Source organism: Pseudomonas sp. NPDC089996 (genome assembly GCF_044748405.1).
Lineage (GTDB): Bacteria > Pseudomonadota > Gammaproteobacteria > Pseudomonadales > Pseudomonadaceae > Aquipseudomonas.
Genome location: NZ_JBIVGA010000020.1, coordinates 51,645 through 71,559, shown reverse-complemented (window position 1 = coordinate 71,559; position 19,915 = coordinate 51,645). Strand labels below are relative to the sequence as shown.

At 63.3% G+C, this 19,915-nt stretch carries 19 protein-coding genes; 9 read left to right on the top strand and 10 right to left on the bottom strand.

Annotation, left to right across the window (positions count from 1 at the left end; genetic code table 11):
• Positions 1-182: 182 nt before the first annotated feature.
• Positions 183-1,523, bottom strand: a complete 1,341-nt coding sequence (locus ACIPW4_RS24995; protein ID WP_400662746.1) for an MFS transporter — start codon at positions 1,521-1,523, stop codon at positions 183-185.
• 293 nt (positions 1,524-1,816) lie between these two features.
• Here ACIPW4_RS24995 and ACIPW4_RS24990 point away from each other — a divergent pair, with 293 nt between their 5' ends.
• From ACIPW4_RS24990 to ACIPW4_RS24960, 7 genes are all read left to right on the top strand, one after another.
• Entirely contained in the window at positions 1,817-2,746 is a 930-nt protein-coding gene (locus ACIPW4_RS24990; protein ID WP_400662743.1) for a helix-turn-helix transcriptional regulator, read from the top strand.
• 10 nt (positions 2,747-2,756) lie between these two features.
• Entirely contained in the window at positions 2,757-3,689 is a 933-nt protein-coding gene (pcaQ, locus tag ACIPW4_RS24985) for a pca operon transcription factor PcaQ (RefSeq protein ID WP_400662740.1), read from the top strand.
• A gap of 259 nt (positions 3,690-3,948) precedes the next feature.
• Complete coding sequence (locus ACIPW4_RS24980) at positions 3,949-4,704, top strand: FKBP-type peptidyl-prolyl cis-trans isomerase (RefSeq protein ID WP_400662737.1); 756 nt, start codon at positions 3,949-3,951, stop codon at positions 4,702-4,704.
• Positions 4,705-4,983: 279 nt separating this feature from the next.
• Positions 4,984-5,424: a YkvA family protein gene (locus tag ACIPW4_RS24975; RefSeq protein ID WP_400662734.1), complete on the top strand. Its 441-nt coding sequence runs from the start codon at positions 4,984-4,986 to the stop codon at positions 5,422-5,424.
• Positions 5,425-5,538: 114 nt separating this feature from the next.
• Positions 5,539-6,027: a Fic/DOC family protein gene (locus tag ACIPW4_RS24970; protein WP_400662732.1), complete on the top strand. Its 489-nt coding sequence runs from the start codon at positions 5,539-5,541 to the stop codon at positions 6,025-6,027.
• Between the two features lie 184 nt (positions 6,028-6,211).
• Positions 6,212-6,550, top strand: a complete 339-nt coding sequence (locus ACIPW4_RS24965; RefSeq protein WP_400662729.1) for a multiprotein-bridging factor 1 family protein — start codon at positions 6,212-6,214, stop codon at positions 6,548-6,550.
• Positions 6,547-6,915 carry a hypothetical protein gene (locus tag ACIPW4_RS24960; protein WP_400662726.1) on the top strand — a complete coding sequence of 123 codons (369 nt, stop codon included), beginning with the start codon at positions 6,547-6,549 and terminating at the stop codon, positions 6,913-6,915. Before ACIPW4_RS24965 ends, ACIPW4_RS24960 begins: the two co-directional genes overlap by 4 nt.
• Here ACIPW4_RS24960 and ACIPW4_RS24955 read toward each other — a convergent pair.
• Together ACIPW4_RS24955 and ACIPW4_RS24950 are read right to left on the bottom strand one after the other, a co-directional pair.
• On the bottom strand, positions 6,897-7,952 hold the full coding sequence (locus tag ACIPW4_RS24955; RefSeq protein ID WP_400662723.1) for an EAL domain-containing protein: 1,056 nt from the start codon (positions 7,950-7,952) through the stop codon (positions 6,897-6,899). The two genes, ACIPW4_RS24960 and ACIPW4_RS24955, sit on opposite strands and share 19 nt — an antisense overlap.
• A 117-nt stretch (positions 7,953-8,069) precedes the next feature.
• Positions 8,070-10,151: a carboxy terminal-processing peptidase gene (locus tag ACIPW4_RS24950; protein WP_400662720.1), complete on the bottom strand. Its 2,082-nt coding sequence runs from the start codon at positions 10,149-10,151 to the stop codon at positions 8,070-8,072.
• A 143-nt stretch (positions 10,152-10,294) separates the two neighbouring features.
• On the opposite strand from ACIPW4_RS24950, the gene ACIPW4_RS24945 reads away from it, so the two are divergent.
• Positions 10,295-11,257, top strand: a complete 963-nt coding sequence (locus ACIPW4_RS24945; protein ID WP_400662717.1) for an NAD(P)H-quinone oxidoreductase — start codon at positions 10,295-10,297, stop codon at positions 11,255-11,257.
• A gap of 121 nt (positions 11,258-11,378) precedes the next feature.
• Here ACIPW4_RS24945 and ACIPW4_RS24940 read toward each other — a convergent pair whose 3' ends face one another.
• From ACIPW4_RS24940 to ACIPW4_RS24915, 6 genes are all read right to left on the bottom strand, one after another.
• Positions 11,379-12,032: an HAD family hydrolase gene (locus ACIPW4_RS24940; RefSeq protein ID WP_400662714.1), complete on the bottom strand. Its 654-nt coding sequence runs from the start codon at positions 12,030-12,032 to the stop codon at positions 11,379-11,381.
• Between the two features lie 14 nt (positions 12,033-12,046).
• Positions 12,047-13,036: an ABC transporter ATP-binding protein gene (locus ACIPW4_RS24935; protein ID WP_400662711.1), complete on the bottom strand. Its 990-nt coding sequence runs from the start codon at positions 13,034-13,036 to the stop codon at positions 12,047-12,049.
• Between the two features lies 1 nt (position 13,037).
• Entirely contained in the window at positions 13,038-13,832 is a 795-nt protein-coding gene (locus ACIPW4_RS24930; RefSeq protein ID WP_400662708.1) for an ABC transporter permease, read from the bottom strand.
• A complete protein-coding gene (locus tag ACIPW4_RS24925; protein ID WP_400662706.1) occupies positions 13,822-14,661 on the bottom strand; it encodes an ABC transporter permease in 840 nt (279 codons plus the stop codon). The genes ACIPW4_RS24930 and ACIPW4_RS24925 overlap by 11 nt, the downstream gene beginning before the upstream one ends.
• A complete protein-coding gene (locus ACIPW4_RS24920; protein ID WP_400662703.1) occupies positions 14,658-15,464 on the bottom strand; it encodes an alkaline phosphatase family protein in 807 nt (268 codons plus the stop codon). The genes ACIPW4_RS24925 and ACIPW4_RS24920 overlap by 4 nt, the downstream gene beginning before the upstream one ends.
• Positions 15,465-15,621: 157 nt before the next feature.
• Positions 15,622-16,686 (bottom strand): ABC transporter substrate-binding protein, encoded by a 1,065-nt coding sequence (locus ACIPW4_RS24915; protein WP_400662700.1) that lies wholly within the window; start codon positions 16,684-16,686, stop codon positions 15,622-15,624.
• Positions 16,687-17,003: 317 nt separating this feature from the next.
• Here ACIPW4_RS24915 and ACIPW4_RS24910 point away from each other — a divergent pair, with 317 nt between their 5' ends.
• Positions 17,004-17,717: a UTRA domain-containing protein gene (locus tag ACIPW4_RS24910; RefSeq protein WP_400662697.1), complete on the top strand. Its 714-nt coding sequence runs from the start codon at positions 17,004-17,006 to the stop codon at positions 17,715-17,717.
• Between the two features lie 38 nt (positions 17,718-17,755).
• On the opposite strand, the gene ACIPW4_RS24905 is transcribed toward ACIPW4_RS24910, so the two are convergent.
• Positions 17,756-19,909 (bottom strand): mechanosensitive ion channel family protein, encoded by a 2,154-nt coding sequence (locus ACIPW4_RS24905; RefSeq protein WP_400662695.1) that lies wholly within the window; start codon positions 19,907-19,909, stop codon positions 17,756-17,758.
• Positions 19,910-19,915 lie beyond the last annotated feature (6 nt).

The window sequence follows — 19,915 nt, the reverse complement described above, 5'->3', positions numbered from 1 at the left end:
AGGCTGAGATGGCTGTGAGCTTGAACTGCTCTGTGTATTTGCCCATAGGTCCCCCAAGGGTTGGATTTTTTGTCCAACTTCTTGGGGGCAGTCCAGGGACAGCGCTGACTCGGGTTTGGCACTATCCCTGTGGGAGCGGCTTCAGCCGCGAAAGGGCCGGTGCAGCCAGTGCATGCTTCGGATCAGACTGCGGTCTTCAGCTCGATGCGATACAGCTTCCCGAGCAGCAGCGAATAGGACAGGGTGCCCATCAGCGCCACCCCACCGATGAACCAGAACGCCATGGCGAACGAGCCGCTGGCCTGCACGATCGCGCCAATCACGATCGGCGTGACGATGCCGCCAATGTTCGCCGCCAGGCTGGTGACCCCGCCGGTCAGGCCGATCAGCTCCTTGGGTGCCACTTCCGACACCGCCGCCCACGACGACGAGGCGATGCCCTGGGCGAAGAACGCCAGGGTCAGGACCGCGATGCACAACACATTGGAGTCGGTGAAGTTCACCAGCACGATCGACATGCCCAGCATCGAGCCCACCACCAGCGGCAGCTTGCGGGCGAACGACAGCGAGTAGCCCTTGCGGATCAGCAGGTCCGAAACGATCCCCGCGAGCAGGATGCCGACCGTGGCACCAATGAACGGCATGACCGCGAAGATGCCGACCTTGATCAGCGTCAGCTGGCGCTCTTCGATCAGGTAGGTGGGGAACCAGGTGAGGAAGAAGTACAGCGCAGAGGTGCTGGCGAACTTGCCCAGGCAGATGGCCCAGACCTGGCGATAGCGGAACAGTTCGGCCACCTGGCGCCAGGCGAAGCGGGTGCGCTGCTGGCTGCTTTTCACCAGTGCGCCGCCGTCTTCGATATAGGCCAGTTCTTCCTTGCTGACTTTCTTGCAGTTCAGCGGGTCGCGGTACAGCCACAGCCACACCACGCCGAACAGGATGCCGACCAGGCCGGTGCTGTAGAACACATGGCGCCAGTCATAGGTGGTCGCCAGCCACAGCAGGGCGCCGGTGAACAGCGCGGTGCCCAGGTACTGGCCACACACGTAGATGCTGCTGGCCATGCCGCGTTCGCGGGCAGGGAACCACACGGTAACGGCCCGGCTGTTGGCCGGGAAGGCCGGGGCCTCCATGGCGCCCACAGCCAGGCGCAGGCCGAACAGCGAGGCAAAGCCGCTGGCCATGCCCTGGGCCACGGTGACCGCCGACCAGCTGATCAGCGAGACGCCATAGGTCAGGCGCGAGCCGAAGCGGTCGGCGATGAAACCGGCGGGCACCAACGCCAGGGCATAGGTCCAGGCGAAGGCAGAGAAGATCAGGCCCATCTCGACCTTGTCCAGGCCCAGGTCCTTGGCCATGAAGGGCGCCGCGATGGAAATGTTCACCCGGTCGACGTAGTTGATGATGGTCGCCAGCAGCAGCAGCGACAGCATGAACCAGCGTCGGCGGGTGGGCAGGCGCTGGGCAGGGGCCGCGTCCAGCGCGTATGACGACGCGGCGCGGGGGGTAGGCGTGCTCGACATGAGTCGACCTCGTTTGTTGTTGTTGGTAGAGGTTGGGCTGCAGTCCCTTTTCTAAGGTGGTCGTACAACGAATTGAATGCAACGGGGGTTTTAGACCGTTTCTTCACGGATGGAGGCGCTACGCTGTGTTGTCCAAGAAAATCCGGGGCCGGGGTTTTCTTCCAGTTTTTTGCTGAACCTCGCGTTTTCAGCGGGCTGCATGGATTTGCAGTTGCACAGGTTTTTGCAGAAGGGGTTAAATTGCAGAGTTTGGACATCGTACAACTTAGAGCCCCGCAACACGGAGATTGCCCATGCCCCCCAAGCGCGAGGTCCCGACCTACGTCATGCAGCAGCGCAGCGAGCTGATGGATTTCTACATCCGCGACCAGCGCGGCCGCCCCGCCGAGACCGCGCCGCACCGCCACGAGTATTTCCAGATCCAGGTCAACTTTGGCGGCGACACGGTGCAGCACATCGGCAGCGTGCAGCGCCCGTTTCGCCGTAACACCCTGGCCTTCATCCTGCCGCACCGGGTGCATGTGATCCCGCACCCGGCCGACAGCGACTTCGTGGTTATCAATTTTTCCCAGACATTCCTGCTGCCGCACCTGGCCTGCGACCCGATGGACCTGGAAGAGGTGTCGATCCTGCAGGCGCCTGAGCTTTCACCGTTCCGCTTCCAGGAGCATCTCGACTTCTGCCTCGATGAGGCCGATTTCGCCGAGGTGCGGCAGATCCTCGAACGCATGCGCGCGCTGGATGCCAATCGCCGGTTCGGCAGCCGCGAAATGCTCAAGGGCCTGCTGCTGCAACTGATCGGCCAGGTGTGCGGCCTGTACGCCGAACCGCTGCGTGAACTGGCCGACAGCAACGCCGCCCAGCTCAGCCGCCGCGCCGCGCTGGGGCGCATGAGCGAGTACCTGCGCCGGAACATCGACGACCCCGACCTGAACCTGCAGAAAGTCGCCGCCGCCACCTACCTGTCGCCGACTTACCTGACCCACTGGCTGCGCAAGGAAATCGGCAAGACTTTCAGCGAGCTGGTGCTGGAGCGGCGCATGCACGCCGCGCGCAACTACCTGCTCAATGGCAGCCGCCCGGTGGGCGAAGTGGCGCGGCTTTGTGGCTTCGCCGATGAAGCCTACTTTTCGCGGCGCTTCCGGCAGATCCATGGCCTGCCACCCGGTCAGTTCCGCCGCCAGCAACGCGACCCGGATACGCCGCAGGTGGCGATGCGGTAAGCTTGCCGGCATGAACCTCGACACCCGCATCAAGTACCGCCACCTGCTGTGTTTCCTGGAGATTGCCCGGCAGGGCAGCCTGGCCAGGGCTGCCGATATTCTGGCGATCAGCCAGCCAGCGATTTCCAAGACCCTCAAGGAACTCGAGGACCTGCTCGAGGCGCGCCTGTTCGAACGCAGCCGCCAGGGCGTCGAACTGACCCCGGCCGGTACCCGCTTCATGCGTTATGCAGGCCCCAGCGTGCAGGCGCTGCGCGATGGCGTCAGCAGCCTGCGCGGTGAAGCGCGCGCGCCGTCGCAGGTGCGCATTGGCGTGCTGTCGACGGTGGAAGGGCTGCTGATGCCAGAGGTGCTGTGCCGCCTGCATCAGCGCCACGAGGCGTTGGTGATCAGCGTGGTGACCGGGGTCAGTGCGCAGTTGCTGGGCCAGTTGCACCTGGGTGAGCTGGAGCTGGTGGTCGGGCGCATGACCGACAGCCCACAGATTCAGGGGTTGTCGTTCGAGCACCTGTACAGCGAATCGATGGCGCTGGTGGTGCGCCCTGGGCATCCCTTGCTGGTGAGTGCGCCGGTGGAGCGGCAGCGGGTCGGGCAGTATCCGTTGGTGTTGCCACCGCCGGGCACCACGATCCGGCAACATGCTGACAGCCTGTTCGTGCAGTGCGGTATCCAGATGCCGGCGCAGCGGTTGGAGACCTTGTCGTTGGCGCTGAGCCGGCGCTACCTGCTGGGAAGTGATGCGTTGTGGGTGGCGCCGCGGGATGCGGTGCTGCTGGATTTGCGCCGGGGGGATCTGGCCGAACTGGATCTCGGGGTGCGTGAGCCGGGTGGGTCGGTGGGGATTTGCCGGAATGCCGCCTTGCCTTTGAGCCTGCCGGGGCAGTGGGTGGGCGAGGTGTTGCGGGAGGTGGCGGGGGAGTATCGGGAGGGGCGGTATCCTTGAGGCAGGTACCTGTCAGCCCTCACCCGATCCCGACTCCCCACCTCAGAACCCACCGAAATAAAAAGCCACAAAAACCCGGCAAACCCGGCACATCGGGTCAATACTGGCCAATGGCTGTAAAGCTTCCATGAAGAAGCCTTTACCTACTGAACTTCCTTACGAAAACCCGCTCCTATGCCGGTAGCCATTGGTGATGGCCGCCTGATAAGCTCGCGGCTTTACCCTGATTGCCCTTATGGCGCATGAACAAGGAAATAGCATGAAACAGCATCGTCTGGCGGCTGCGGTTGCCCTGGTAGGCCTGGTACTGGCTGGCTGTGATCAACAGGCCAGCAGCCCCGAGCTGAAGACTCCGGCACAGAAAGCCTCCTACGGTATCGGCCTGAACATGGGCAAGAGCCTGGCTCAGGAAGGCATGGAAGACCTTGATTCGAAAGCCGTCGCCCTCGGCATCGAAGACGCCGTCAGCAAGAAAGAGCAACGCATCAAGGACGAAGAGCTGGTAGAAGCCTTCACCGCGCTGCAGAAGCGCGCCGAAGAGCGCCTGGCCAAGGCCAGCGAAGAAGCCGCCGGCGCTGGCAAGAAATTCCTTGAAGAAAACGCCAAGAAGCCTGGTGTGGTCACCACCGCCTCGGGCCTGCAATACGAAGTCGTGAAGAAGGCCGACGGCCCGCAGCCCAAGCCGACCGACGTGGTCACCGTTCACTACGAAGGCAAACTGATCGATGGCAAGGTGTTCGACAGCTCGGTCGAGCGCGGCAGCCCGATCGACCTGCCGGTCAGCGGTGTGATCCCAGGCTGGGTCGAAGGCCTGCAGCTGATGCACGTTGGCGAGAAGTACAAACTGTTCATTCCGGCTGAGCTGGCCTACGGCGCCCAGAGCCCGAGCCCGCTGATCCCGGCCAACTCGGTTCTGGTGTTCGACCTGGAACTGATCGCCATCAAGGACCCGGCTCAAATGCAGGGTGGCGAAGCGCCGGAAGCTGAAGCCCCGGCCGAAGCACCAGCCCAGTAACCGCTGCTGGTGTCTGCACAACGCCCCGTCCTGACGGGGCGTTGTCGTTTGTGGCAGGCCCTCTGGCGAACCTGCGGCGGCTGGCACTGTCGGAGCAAGGGCAGAGTGAAGAAGCGGGAAGCTTCTGACGCAAATCGTTTGCGCAACTGAAACGACTGTGTAAAAAACGCCCGATCTGACCGGGGCCCTTGCCTTGTGGGCGCCTGCCATCACAAACTTTGCCCTGTTCACAAGGTTATCCACAATAAATGTGGATAACCTTTCCCTGCTGGAGGCTCTATGAGCGCACCTTGGAATTTCGCCCGTTTCCTGCCCCTGGCCGAGCGCCTGCTCAGCCGTGGCCGGCTGCCGGCGCTGCTGTTCGCCGTGGCTCGCAAAGGGCCGCGCATCGGCCAGTTGCGCGACGATGTCAAGCTGCTGCAGTCGCTATGCCTGGCCTGGTGGCGCGGTGAGTACCGTGCCATCAGCCCCAGGGCGCTGGTGACCATCGTCGCGGGTTTGCTGTACTTCGTCAGCCCTGTCGATGCGATCCCCGACTGGATCCTGGGGGTCGGTTTTCTCGATGACATTGCCGTGCTCGGTTGGGTGCTGAAGACCGTGGCCGATGAGCTGGCACGCTTCAAGGCCTGGCGCGACAGCCAGGCGCCTGAGCGTCTGCGGGTAGTCGAACGCCTGCCCGATACCCCCGACGCGCTGCGCCTGGAGCGTAATACGGACTGAGAGGGGTAAAGCCATTTCGCAAGGGGCTACCGCGATCAGCTACAATCAGATTGCACCTAAGGGGATTGATGAGAACGTCTGTACCCGAATAGCAAACCTCAGCGAGCTCGCAGCTTGCAGTCTGGAGTTCGTGCCGCCTCCCTACAGCCTGGACTCTCTCAGGCAAATTCACTACAGCCTTTTCTCGAATATCTACAGTTGGGCAGGAAAACTGCGTACTTCTGCGATCAGCAAAGAGGCAGCACAAGGTTTTGCAGTCCTGAATTTATAGAGCCAGAGTCCAGGAAAGAGTTCTTGAAAATGGCAGAAGCGAGATGGTTTGAGGACTATCCGCGCGAGCAGTTGATCATTGCGGTAGCTGAAGCATACGGTACATTGAACGTTGCACATCCGTTCAGGGAGGGCAATGGGCGTACTCAGCGTATCCTGTTTGAGTGGGTCATCGTAAACGCTGGGTTCTCTATCACTTGGGACTCTGTGGAGAGCGAAGAGTGGATCACTGCAAATATCTATTCATACCTTGGTGACGATGAATATTTGGTCAATATTTTTGGTCGGTGCATCGGTCAGCCAATCCAGGAAGATGACATGTCATCGCTGTAGACAGATCCCCCATTCGAATTTTCAGCAAGTCATCAGATCACGAGCCTTGATCCGAGGTTAGGCATGCTTCTCGGAAATCTCTTACAATGAGATATAACGAAAGGGGAGCAGCCCGATTGCCTTTCGCTATTGGTCGAAGGCCGCTGGCAGGCGCAAATACGGTATTCCTAGTAAGGGGGTTGTAATGGGTATTCAGGTTATCAACCGGGACGGTCAGCCCGAGTACGCCGTCGTGCCTTGGGAGCAATACCAGGCGCTGCTCAAGGCAGCCGGGCAGGCACCTGCCGAAGGGGTTGTCGAATCGGCCCAGCAGAGCGCCCCGGCAGCCAGCCTGCCAGCGTTCAGTGAAGTGGGGCAACTGCGCCAGGCCAAAGGCATCGCCCCCGAGCAGTTGGCGCGCAATGTCGGGGTCAGCCCGGCTTACCTGGCCATGATCGAATCGGGCGAACGCGAACCGGATGCTGCAATCCGCCGTGCCCTGGCCTGGCATCTGGGGGTGGCCGGCTGGAGCGAGCCGTCATGAGTCAGGTCAGGATCAGCCGACAGCATTGGCAAAACCTGCTGGACGAGCTTGACCTGGCCCGCCGTCAACGCCACCTGCTCACTTACCGTGCGCTGATCGAGCGCCTGCAGTTGCCCAGCCCGGCCATGCAGACCCTGACCGCAGCGCTGGAGTACCTGGCCGTGCTCGATGCCCGTGCCGAGCAGCCGCTGCGCAGTTCGCTGGTGATCAGCCAGGGTGCCAGCCGCTTGCCACGCACGGGCTTTTTCGAATGCGTCGAGCGCCTGGGGCGTTTCACGGGGCCGGTCGATGGCATGGAGGCAGCGTCCTGGCATGCCTCCGAGGTTGTCAGGGTTTTCGAGTACAGTTACCCAGAGCTTGCCTGAACGATATGCAGGGGCTGTACTGGCCTCTTCGCGGGCACGCCCGCTCCCACAGGCTCATCACAGCTGCGAAACCTACGCTGATCCTGTGGGAGCGGGCGTGCCCGCGAAGGGGCCAGTGCAGGTAATGCATCTCGATTGATCACGCCGCAAGGATTGCCATCCGCATCCAGTATATCCAGCTCCCTCAGGTCGCCATGGCGGCCAAACAAATCCATGACTTGGCCAAGCGTGGCATTCAGCCCCACCGTCGGTTGCTCAACCAGAGCTGCAGGCAGCACCTGTGCCAGTAACTGCGAATTCTCCCGCACTCCAGACTCCTGCGGCCGCCCCAGCAGGTACCCCTGCACCAGGTCCACGCCCATCTCGGTCAGCACCGCCAGCTCTTCCGGCAGCTCGATCCCTTCGGCGATCACCTGCGCTTTCGATGCCCGGGCAATCTGCAGAATGGAGCCGACGAACTCGCGCTTGAGCGGGTCGCGGTGGATGCCATCGATGAAGTGGCGGTCGATCTTGACGTATTCCGGGCGCAGCTCCGACCACAGGCGCAGGCTCGAGTAACCCGCACCCAGGTCGTCCAGGGCAATGGAAAAGCCCATGTCGCGGTAGTGGTGCAAGGCATTGGAGAGCAATTGGAAATCGTCGGTAGGGGTCTGCTCGGTGAGTTCGATGACCACCCGGCCGGGGGCCAGCCCCACTTGCTCAAGCAGCTTGAGCGTGCGCCCGGAAGGGTAGTGCGGCTCCAACAGCGATTCGGGCGAAATGTTAAGAAACAGCTTGCCGTCGAGCCCTTGTTCGCTGAAGCGTCGGCACGCGCTCTCCCGGCATGCAGCCTCCAGTTCGGTCAGGTGACCGGCCTGGCGGGCGATGGCGAACAGGTTCAATGGCGCATGCAACGGGCTGTTGGACGGGCCGCGGCTCAAGGCTTCATGGCCGAAGACACGCCGTTCGCTGAGGCAGACGATCGGCTGGAACAGACTGTGAATGCTGCGCTGAGCCAGAATGGCGCTCAATGCACTGAGCTGTTCGGCGACGGTCATGACGGTTTCCTGAAAATGAAAGGGCCGAGCGTTCGCACGCCCGGCCCCTCTATTTCACGACAGCGCGATGACTGTTTGATGACAGGTCACATTAATCTGCCATCACTGTCGCGGCGCTTATTTCTTGGCCACCTTGGTGCTGGCACTCAGGTAGTCGAGCAGGATGCGCCCGGTCTCCGACAGGTAGGCATCGTCCTCCGGCTTGGTATTTTCATCCTCGACCGGCAGGGCGTCCTCGTCCTCTTTCTTCAGCTCCTTGAGCGGCTCTTCACCCTTGGCCTTGCGACGGATGTTCTCCAATGCCAGTTGCTTGGCTTCGACCTCGTCGTGGCGGGCACGGCGCTCCTGCTCGTTGAGGCTGACGGTCTTCTCGTCCATCAGCTTCTTGGTCAGGGCGAGGCGGTCGCGGATGTAGGTGAATTCCGCGTCCTTGTCGCTGCGGGCCTCATGCTGTGCCTTGAGCTGCGCCAGGAACGGCTTGAACGGGTCGGAAGCCGGCTTGACCACCGGGCGGATGGTATCCCACGGCATGGCCTCTGGCAGGGCGCTTTCGCCGATTTCCTTGGTGTCGATGATCGACGGGTAGTCGATGTCCGGGAGCACGCCCTGATGCTGGGTGCTCTGCCCGGAAACCCGGTAGAACTTGGCCAGGGTCAGCTTCAGCTCGCCATGGTTGAGCGGCTGGATGGTCTGCACGGTGCCTTTGCCGAAGGTCTGGCCACCGATGATCAGTGCACGGTGGTAGTCCTGCATGGCGCCGGCGAAGATTTCCGAAGCCGAGGCAGACAGGCGGTTGACCAGCAGCGCCAGTGGGCCTTTGTAGAAGGCGCCCGGGTTTTCGTCTTCGAGCACGTCGACGCGGCCGTCGCTGTTGCGTACCAGCACGGTCGGGCCCTTCTCGATGAACAGGCTGGTCAGCTCGGTGGCTTCCTGCAGGGAGCCGCCGCCGTTGTTGCGCAGGTCGATGACCACGCCGTCGACTTTTTCCTTCTGCAGCTCGGTGAGCAGCTTTTTCACGTCGCGCGTTGTGCTCTTGTACTCGGGGTCACCGGCACGGTACGCCTTGAAGTCCAGGTAGAAGGCCGGGATCTCGATGATGCCGAGCTTGTAGTCACGCCCGTCCTGCTTGAGCTTGAGCACCGACTTCTTCGCCGCCTGCTCTTCAAGCTTCACGGCTTCGCGAGTGATCGAGACGATCTTGCTGGTCTGGTCGCTTGGCGCATTGCTGGCCGGGATGACTTCCAGGCGCACCACCGAGCCTTTCGGGCCACGGATCAGCTTGACCACTTCGTCCAGACGCCAGCCGACCACGTCGACCATTTCCTTGTTGCCCTGGGCGACACCGATGATCTTGTCCGCCGGTGCCACCTGCTTGGTCTTGGCGGCCGGGCCTGCCGGCACCAGGCGCACGATCTTGACCTGATCGTTGTCGCTCTGCAGCACCGCGCCGATGCCCTCGAGCGACAGGCTCATGTTGATGTCGAAGTTCTCGGCGTTGTCCGGCGACAGGTAGTTGGTGTGCGGGTCGTAGGACTGGGCGAAGGTGTTGATATAGGCCTGGAAGATGTCCTCGGCACGGGTCTGATCCAGGCGCGCCAGCTGGTTCTTGTAGCGCTTGGTCAGGGTTTCCTGGATCTGCTTGGGCTCCTTGCCGGCGATCTTCTGGCGCAGCACCTCATCCTTGACGCGTTTGCGCCACAGGTTGTCGAGCGCGGCCTGGTCCTTCTCCCACGCGGCATCCTTGCGGTCGATCAGCAAGGTTTCCTTGGTGGTGAAGTCCATCTTGTCGACGCCCTTGGCCAGCTCGGCCAAGGCGAAGTCAAGGCGCTGCTTGACGCGGTCGAGGTAGCGCTTGTAGATGGTGAAGCCGGGGTCCAGGTTGCCACTTTTGAGGAAGTCGTCGAACTGCGTCTTCCACTTGTCGAATTCGGCGATATCGGCCGCAGTGAAATAGCTACGGGCCGGATCGAGCAGCTTGATGTAGCTGTCGTAGATGATCACCGAGCGGGCGTCATCGAGCGGCGGCTTGCTGTAGTGGTGGCGTTTGAGCAACTCCACCACGTTGAGGCTGGCGACGATTTCGTCACGGTCCGGCTGCAGGCTGTCCCACTTGTTGGCGGCCGCCGCATTGCCGCCGAGCGTGAGGCTACCCAGGCCAACCATCAGGGCCAGGGCGGTGCTAGGAAGGAAATGCTTCATGCTGATTCGACGTGGAGGCAATTGATCACGCATAGTAGGCCGTCTTTTCCGTTCGCCGGTTCCATCGGAGCCGGGCAAATACTGCAAAAAGCCTGAGGAGCAGGCTCCTCAGGCTCAGTCTGTGATTCAACTATGGAGGCACTGTGAAGGCATTGCAAGGCGTTGACGGACATGTGGCCTGGGTCGAGGCTGAACGCCCGGCCTGTGACGCGGGCCAAGTGCGCATTCGTGTGGCCGCTGCGGGGTTGAACCGCGCCGATCTGCTGCAGATGAAGGGCCTGTATCCACCGCCGCCAGGCGCCAGCCCATACATGGGCCTGGAGTGCGCCGGGGTGATCGAGGAGGTCGGTGCCGGCGCGGACTGGCGCGTGGGCGACCGCGTCTGCGCGCTGCTGGCCAGCGGTGCCATGGCCGAGGAAGTGGTGGTCGATGCCCGCCATGTGCTGCCGGTGCCAGAGGGCCTGAGCCTGCACGAAGCGGCGGCGTTGCCGGAGGTGTATGCCACGGCATGGTTGAACATCTTCCAGCTCGGTGGCGTGAAGGCTGGCGAAAAGGTGCTGGTGCATGCCGGTGCCAGTGGCGTCGGTTCGGCGGCGATTCAGCTGTGCAAGGCGTTTGGCAGCCCGGTATGGGTCAGTGTCGGCTCCCAGGACCGCCTGGACTACTGTGCAGCGCTGGGCGCTGCAGGTGGCGTGGTGCGCAACCAGAACCTCGACGCGCTGGAAGGCTTCGGGCCGTTCGACGTGATTCTGGACCCGGTGGGTGCCAGCTACGGCGAGCTCAACCTCAAGCTGCTGGCCCGTGACGGGCGTTGGGTGATCATCGGCCTGATGGGTGGGCGCAAATTCGAGCTGGACCTGGCCCTGGTGCTGGGCAAGCGCCTGGAAATCACCGGCTCGACCCTGCGCAACCGTGATGACAGCTTCAAGGCCGAGCTGCTGCGTGAATTGCAGCAGCAGGTGTGGCCGCTGTTCGCCGAAGGGCGGTTGTCGCCGCAACTGGTCGACACCTACTCGGTCGAGTTTGCCCAGGCGGCGTATGCCGAGCTTGAGAGCAACCAGGTGTCCGGCAAGCTGGTGATGGTCATCGACCCGAGCCTGGCGTAAGCAGGCCCGGCCTCTTCGCGGGCACGCCCGCTCCCACAGTGACTGCACATTCTTCCAGTTTGTGGTGAATCCTGTGGGAGCGGGCGTGCCCGCGAAGAGGCCGGAACTGGCACTGGAGATTTCAGCTCCAGCTCAGAATCGGCCAGCCATTGACCTCGGCATGCTCGCGCAACACCGCATCCGGGTTCACCGCATGCGGATGGTCCACCCTCAGCAACAGCGGCAGGTCATTGCGCGAATCGGAATAGAAACTCGCCCCTTCCAGGTTCTCCTGCTCCTGATCCAGCCATTCCAGCAAGCGGGTGATCTTGCCCTCGCGGTAGGTCAGCACACCATGGGTCTTGCCGGTATACACCCCGTTCACCGCCTCCAGCTCGATCGCCAGGTACTCATCCACCCCCAGCCGCGCCGCAATCGGCCCGACCAGGTGCGTGCCTGAAGCCGAAATGATCAGGATGCGATCGCCCCGCTGGCGGTGCTCGGCAATGCAGCGGCAAGCGTCGCTGTAGATGATCGGCTCGATCACGTCCTCGACCCACGGCTCTACCAGATGCTCGACTTCCTCCAGCGTGCGCCCGGCAATCGGCTCCAGGCTGAAGGCCATGTACTCTTCCATCTGCAGATGGCCCTTGCCGTAGGCCTCCATCAGTTCATGGTCGCGACGCAGGAACGCCTTGCCGTCGACCCAGCCCAGCCGGGCCATCTGTTCGCTCCACAGCGACGCGCAGTCGCCGTGGATCAGGGTTTCGTCCAGATCGAAAATTGCCAGTGCCATGATGTTGATACTCCTTAGGCCACTTCGCGCAGCGCCGTGGGGTCGATCGCCAGGGAAACCCGCTGGCCGTCGGCATGCAGGTCGCCAGGCGAACGGTTGAGCACGTCGACCACCAGCTCCACCCCGCGCACGTGCACGCGGTAGCGGATGACGTTGCCGAGCAGGCTGTGACTGCGTACCTCGGCGTCCAGTTCACCGTTGACGCCCAGGGTGATCGATTCCGGGCGGATCGCCAGGCGGCTGGCCACCGGGCGTTGCAGCAGGCGGCTGGCGCTGTCGGCGTCGAGCAGGTTGTAGTTGCCGATGAAGCCGGCGGCGAACAGGTCCACCGGTGCGGTGTAGAGGGTTTCGGCGTCGCCGCTCTGGACGATGCGCCCCTGGTTCATCAGGAAGATACGGTCCGACATTGTCAGCGCCTCTTCCTGGTCGTGGGTGACGAAAATGGTGGTCAGCCCCAGCTCGCGCTGGATCGCGCGGATCTGCTCGCGCAGGTGCTTGCGAATGCGCGCATCCAGCGCCGACAACGGCTCGTCGAGCAGCAGCAGGCGCGGGCGGGTGACCAGCGAGCGGGCCAGTGCCACACGCTGGCACTGGCCCCCGGACAGCTGGTGCGGGTAGCGCCCGGCGAAGCTGGCCAACTCCACCAGGTCCAGTGCTTCGCGCACGCGCTGCTGGCTTTCATCGGCCTTGACCTTCTGCATGCGCAGGCCAAAGGCGACGTTCTGTTCCACGGTCATGTTGGGGAACAGCGCATAGCTCTGGAACACCATGCCGATGCCGCGCTTCTGCGGGCTCAGCGGGACGATGTCGTGGCCGTCGAGGAGAATCTGCCCCGCGTCCACCGGGGTCAGCCCGGCGATGCAGCGCAGCAGTGTGGACTTGCCGCAGCCCGAGGGGCCGAGCAGGGTGACGAACTCGCCGCGTTCGATCTGGCAGTCGATGTTCTCGAACACCGGGCTGCCGGCGTAGCTTTTTTGCAGGTTCTGCACGCTGACGAAGCTCATGTCAGGTCTTGTCCTTGTTCAGGCGGTTGGCGACCCAGGTCAGCACCAGCACGAAGGCGAAGTACGAGATCACCAGCGCGCTGTTGAAGTGGCCGCTGCTGTTGCGCATGTTGTTCAGGTACACCTGCAGGGTTTCGTAGCGGGTGCCGACCAGCAGGTTGGCGAACACGAACTCGCCGAACAGGAACGAGAACGACAGCAGCAGCGCCACCATCAGGCCCTTGCGCAGGTTCGGCAAGACCACCAGCAGGGCGGCCTGCCAGGTGCTGGCGCCGAGCAGCTGGGCGGCGTCCATCAGGTCGCGCAGGTTGATCGCCTGCAGGTTGTTGGTGATCGCCCGGTACATGAACGGCAAGGCGATGGTGAAGTAGCAGCCCATCAGGATCCACGGCGTGCCGACCATCGCCATCGGGCCGCTGCCATACAGCTGCAGCAGGCCCACCGACGACACCACCGGCGGTACCGCGAACGGCAGCAGAATGAGGATGTTCATCAGCGCGTCGAGCCTGGGGAAGTGGTAGTGCACCACGAACAGCAGCGGCAGGATCAGCACCACCGACAGCAGCAGCGCGCCCACGCACACCAGCAGCGACTGGCCGAACGCGGCCAGGAAGCGCGGTTCGCTCCACAGCGCGACGTACCACTTGAGGGTCAGGCCGCTGGGCAGCAGGCTTGCCGACCAGCTGGTGGCCAGCGAATAGAGCAGGGTACCGGCCAGTGGCAGCAGCAGGATCAGGAACAGCAGGTACACCACCAGCCGGTGGTAGAGCCCGCTGGCGTTTTTTTCAGCGCGCATGGTAGCTCCTCTTGAGCAGCCATTGATGCACCACCGTGACCAGCGTCATCAGGCCCACCAGCACCATCGCCAGGGCGCTGGCCAGGTTCGGGTCGAGGCTGATATCCCCGGCCACCAGGCCGGCGATGCGGATCGGCAGCACGTTGAAGTTGCCGGTGGTCAGGGCATACACGGTGGCGTAGGCACCGAGGGCGTTGGCCAGCAGGATGACGAAGGTGCCGAGCAGCGCCGGGGTCAGCACCGGCAGGCCGATATGCCGCCAGAACTGCCAGTGGCTGGCGCCGAGCAGTGCGGCCGATTCACGCCAGTCTTCACGCAGGGCGTCGAAGGCGGGGTAGAGCAGCAGCACGCCGAGCGGGATCTGGAAGTAGGTGTACACCAAAATCAGGCCGCTCTTGGAGTAGATGCTGAAGTCCTCCAGCAGGCCGATCTGTTTCAGCAGCAGGGTCAGCGCACCGTTGAAACCGAGCAGGATGATGAAGGCGAAGGCCAGCGGCACCCCGGAGAAGTTGCTGGTCATGTTGGCGAAGGCACTGACGAAGTCGCGTAGCTTCGAATCGACCTGGCGCAGCGAATAGGCGCCGAGCGTGGCGATGACGATGCCGAACAGGCTCGACCAGAAGCTGATCTCCAGGCTGCGTTGCAGGGCCTGCAGGTAGAACTTCGAGGCGAACACCTTGCTGAAGTTGTCCACGCCCCAGCCCGCTTCCGACTGCACGCTGTTGATGGCGACCCAGGCCAACGGGGCGATCTGGAAGATGATGAAGAACACGGCGAACGGCAGCAGGCAGAGCAGGGCCAGGTAGCGGCTGCGGTTGCCGCCGGTCACTTGAGCAGCTCCCGGCACACCGTCTTGTCGTGGGCAGCGCCCAGCAGCTCGCAGATGGTGCCGCACAGTTCGGTCTGCAGCGGTTTGGCAGCCGGGTCGAGGCTGAAGGCGTCGCCGAACACGAACAGCGGTACCTCGCGTTCCTCGGCCAGCAGGCCGTTGTGCGAGCGGTCGTTGTTCATGCCGTGGTCGGCGGTGACCAGCACCTGGTAGCCCTCTTCGAGCCAGCCCGGCAGGTAGTCGGCCAACAGGATGTCGACGCTGCGCGCGGCATTGCGGTACTGGCTGCTGTCCAGGCCATGGCGGTGACCGATATCGTCGATGCTCATCGGGTGCACCAGCAGGAAGTTCGGCGCATGGCGGCGACGCAGGTATTCGCCATCGGCCAGCAGGTGCGAGTCGGGGTAACGGTCGTCCCAGTAGAACAGGCCATGCTGGATCGGCAGCTTGGGCGCGTGGGTGTGGCGGTCGCGCTGCGGGTCGAAGGGTGAGCGGTTGTACAGCTCGCTCATCCAGTGATAGGCCGCCGCCGCAGTGCCCAGGTTGGCTTCGCGGGCGTAGTGGAACACGCTGCGCTGGTTGGACAGGCGGTTGATGTTGTTGTGCACGATGCCGCTGTCGATCGGTGCCACACCGGTGAGGATGCACTCGTACAGTGGCCGTGACAGCGACGGCAGTTCGCATTCCATACGGTACAGCGCGGCGCGGTCGGCCTCGACGTAGGCGTGCAGGTGGCCCATGGCATGGTGGGCCACCTGGTAGTTGAGGCCGTCGAGCAGGACCAGGATGACATTGTGGTTCATTCAATACTCCGCTAGTGAACCGGGGAGGGCTGCGCCCTCCTTTCGCGACACAAGGCCGCTCCCACAGGAACGGTGAAAACCTCTGGGGCGACACTGGCCCTGTGGGAGCGGCCTTGCGTCGCGATGGGCTGCACAGCAGCCCCAGGTCGGCCCTGCCTTACTCCATCTCGATGATCACCTGCTCCTGCCACTTCTGCGGCAAGGCCTTGGAGGTCGCTTCCCAGGCCGCAGCGTCCTTGATCGGCTGGGCCACTTTGTACTGCTCGTTCGGCAGCAGCTTGGCCTGCACATCCTCTGGCAGCTTCAGGTGCTCGGCACGGATTGGCCGCGCATGCCCTTTGGCCAGGTTGATCTGCCCGGCGTCGCTGAAGATGTACTCACGCGCAAGCTTGGCCGCGTTCGGGTGCTTGGCGTACTTGTTGATGATGGTGGTATAGCCGGAAATCACCGAGCCGTCGGACGGGATCAGCACTTCGAAGCGCTTGGGGTCGATCTGCTCGCGGTAGCTCAGGCCGTTGAAGTCCCACACCACGCCGACCTCGATCTCGCCTTTTTCGATGGTCTGAATGGTCGGGTTGGCCAGCGACAGGCGCTTCTGCTGGGCCAGCTTGGTGAACAGCTGCAAGCCAGGCTCGATGTGCTTCTCGTCGCCCTTGTAGGCGATGGCTGCAGCCAGCACGCCGTTGGCAGCCTGGGCTGCGGTGCTGACGTCGCCGATGGCGACCTTGTACTTGCCTTTTTCCAGGTCGTGCCAGCTGGTGGGGCGATCGCCTTCCTTGACCAGATCCTTGTTGATGATGAAGGCGATGGTGCCGGTATAGGCCAGTGCCCAGTGGCCGTCCTGGTCCTTGGCCCACGTCGGCACCTGGTCCCAGGTGCTCGGCTTGTACGGCTGGGTCACGCCCTTGGCGGCGGCGATCGGGCCAAAGGCGGCGCCGACGTCGCCGATGTCGGCGCTGGCGTTGTCCTTCTCGGCTTCGAACTTGGCGACTTCCTGGGCCGAGCTCATGTCGGTGTCGCTGTGCTTGAGGCCGTACTTGCTGGCCAGGTCCTCCCAGGTGCCTTTCCAGTTGGCCCAGGCATCGGGCATGCCCACGCTGTTGATATTGCCTTCCTTGCGGGCGGCGTCTTCCAAGGCCTTGAGGTCGGGGCCGGCGGCCATCGCCGACGTGCACAGGGTAATGGCCGAGCCGAGCAGTGACGCCATGAACAACTTTTTCATCCGAAGCTCCTTGGGTGGGTGCCTTTAGCGATCGTTGTTATGAGTGAAGCTGTTTTTGCGGGCCGTTGGTCTAGGTCAGCAAAGCTTGAGCCAAGGTAGGCCGCTTGCGTGACAATTTGATGTAGGGCACGGCCTGCGCAGGCTTTGAAGCTACAGCGTAGACCACGAAGTTGCCCCGGCTCTGCTGGCCTGGCGCGTTTCTGGCAGCGTCTGGCCAAGGCCTTTGTCACAGGATGTTCATCAGCCCTGCCTAGGCTTGCACTATCCTCCAACGGCCCCGTCATGGGGCTGGACTAGTCCAGATAGGTAACCTTTCGATGCAGTCGACGCCACCGCGCGCGGTAACAGCCATCTGCCATGCCCTGCAGGAGCAGATCGAGCACGGCTTGCTGGCGCCAGGCGGCAAATTGCCCGCGGAACGCAAGCTCAGCGAAGTGTTCGACACTACCCGCATCACCCTGCGCGAAGCGCTGGTGCAACTGGAAGCCCAAGGCTTGATCTACCGCGAAGAGCGGCGCGGCTGGTTCGTCGCACCGCAGCGCCTGACCTACGACCTGATCGAGCGTAGCCACTTCCATGCGATGGTGCGGGACCAGGGGCGGGTGGCCACCACCGAGCTGCTTTCGGCGCGCCAGCAACCGGCTTCGGCGGCGATCTGCGCGCGCTTGCAGCTGCCGGCGCTGTCCAGCGTGGTGCGGATCAGCCGGTTGCGGCGCATCGATGGGCGGGCTGTGTTGTATGCCGAGCACTACCTGAACCCCAGGTACTTCCCCGGCATTCTCGAGCAAGACCTGGCGCAGTCGCTGACCGAGATCTATGGGCGGGTGTATGGCATCCAGTATGGGCAGGTGTGCTTCGAGATCCTGCCGACCGCCTTGCCGGTGGACGCGGCGGGGGCGTTGAAGGTATCGGTGGGTAGCCCGGGTTTGCAGATCACCCGGGTCAACAGCGACCAGCATGGACATCTGATCGACTGCGATCTTGAGTATTGGCGACACGATGCCATTCGCATCCGTGCCCAGGCGGGCTGAGGTGCTGGATTCTTCGCGGGTTCACCCGCGAAGAGGCCCTAACTGGAGGACCCGGATTCTGCCATCTGGCCACCCCCCGCAGTCACCACCTGTACCGACAGCCGCGGTGTCGCCAGGTCCAGCCCGGCCTCATCCAGCTGACGCTTCAACGCCAGGTTGAACGCCCGTGACACTTCCCACTGCTTGATCGGCGCTGTCTTGAACCGCGCCCGCAGGATCGCCGAGCCCGACTCGAAGCTTTCCACCCCCTGCAACTCCAGCGGCGACCAGATGTTGCGGCGCATCAGCGGGTCGTTGCGCAGCTTCTGCCCTACTTCGCGAATCAGCGTGATCGCCTGGTCGATGTTCATGCTGTGCGGGATGGCCACGCGGAAGATCGCGTAACCGAACTCGCGGGAGTAGTTCTTGATGCTCTTGATCTCGCTGAACGGGATGGTATGCACGATGCCGTCGATGTCGCGCAGGCGCACGGTACGGATGGTCAGGCCCTCCACCGTGCCCAGGTGGCCGCCGACATCGACGTAATCGTCGATCGCCAGCGAGTCTTCGATGATGATGAACAGCCCGGTGATCAAATCGGCCACCAGGGACTGCGCGCCAAAACCGATGGCCAGGCCGATCACACCGGCACCGGCCAACAGCGGCGTGACGTTCATGCCCATGTTGGCCAGGGCGACGATCACCGCGATGATGAATATCACCACGAACATCACGTTGCGAATCAGCGGCATCATGGTCTGCGCGCGGGCGTTGGCCAGCCCCCGGCGCGAACGCACCAGGGCATGGTGCACCGCGGTGTCGGCGAGGATCCACACCAGCCACGCGACGATCAGCGTACCGGCCAGGCCCAGCAGGCGCATGCTCACATCGTGGCCGTCGCCCTCGGCGAAGTTGATCATCGACAGGCCCCACACGCGCAGCCCCAGTTCGATGAATATCAGCCAGATGAACAGGTGCACCAGCAGGTAGCCAAAGTTGCGCAGGCGCTCGGCATACACCGCCTGGCGCTTGCTGACGCGTTTGGGGTTGGCCGCGTGGCGGCGCACCAGGCCGTTGAGCACCATGCACACCACCACCAGCACGGTGCACATCAGCGACTGGCGCAGGGCGGTGCTGGTGTCGCCGGCGGAAATGAACGTGGCGAACAGCGATACGGCCACCAGGATCAGTGCCGGCACGAACCAGAAGCTGCCAAGGATCTCGATGGTGTCGCTCAGGGTCCGCCGGGTCAGGCGCCGGGCCAACGGCTGGTTGCGGATCAGGTGGGCGATCGGCCGGCGAAAGCGCAGGATGAACAGGCCGGACGACAGCGCCGCGATGACGTTGGCCAGGGTCGCCAGGGCATGGGCCAGGTGGGTCCCCAGGGCGACCAGCATGCGCGGGTCGCTCATGGCCTCGCCAAAGGCGGCGAAGCTGCCGATCAGCCACAGCGGACGGAAGGCCTGGTGACGCAGGATGTGCAGGGCGCGGTGGCGGTGTGGGCCGTCGAGCAGCGAGAAGGCGATCACACAGATGGCCGAGAAGCAGGTGCCGACCACCAGTGCGTAGGCCAGAACCATGGCCAGCGATTTCCCCAGCGAAGGGGGCAGGGCGAAGCTCAGGTACACGGTGAAGATCAGGGCCACCAGCCACGGCCCCAGCTTGCGCAGGGCAAAGCGCACCAGGTCCCAGGTGCGCGGGTGTTGCGGCAGCTCCTCGGTCAGGCCGAAACGCACCCGCACGCGGTGGCCGACCCAGTTGAAGGCATAGGCCAGCAGGCTCCACACCGCGATCACCGCGGCGAAGCCGAACAGGATGGCCGGCCACTGATGCACGGGCACGATCAGTTCGGTCAGTTCGGTTTGGGCCTGTTCGATTTCCTGCGACCAGCGGTAGAACGGGCTGGAGTCACCGCTGAACTGCTTTTCGAAGTCGTGCAGGGCGCCACCGATCAGGCCCAGTACACCCTGTTCGACGGTGGGTTGCGATTGCTTGGTGGCGTCCCGCAGTTTCTTCAGGTCGGCCAGCAGCTTGGCGCGTTGCTGGTCGTTTTCGAGGTTCTTGATCACCTCGTCCAGCGATTTGCCCAGGGGCTCGGTGGCTTCGGGCTGAGCGGGGGCGCTGGAGCCCAGCAGGCCGGGCAGGCCCGCCGCCTGTACCGGGGACATGAAGAGGAACAGCAGCAGGGCTAGGCAACGCAGAAAGGCTGGCACCGGAAA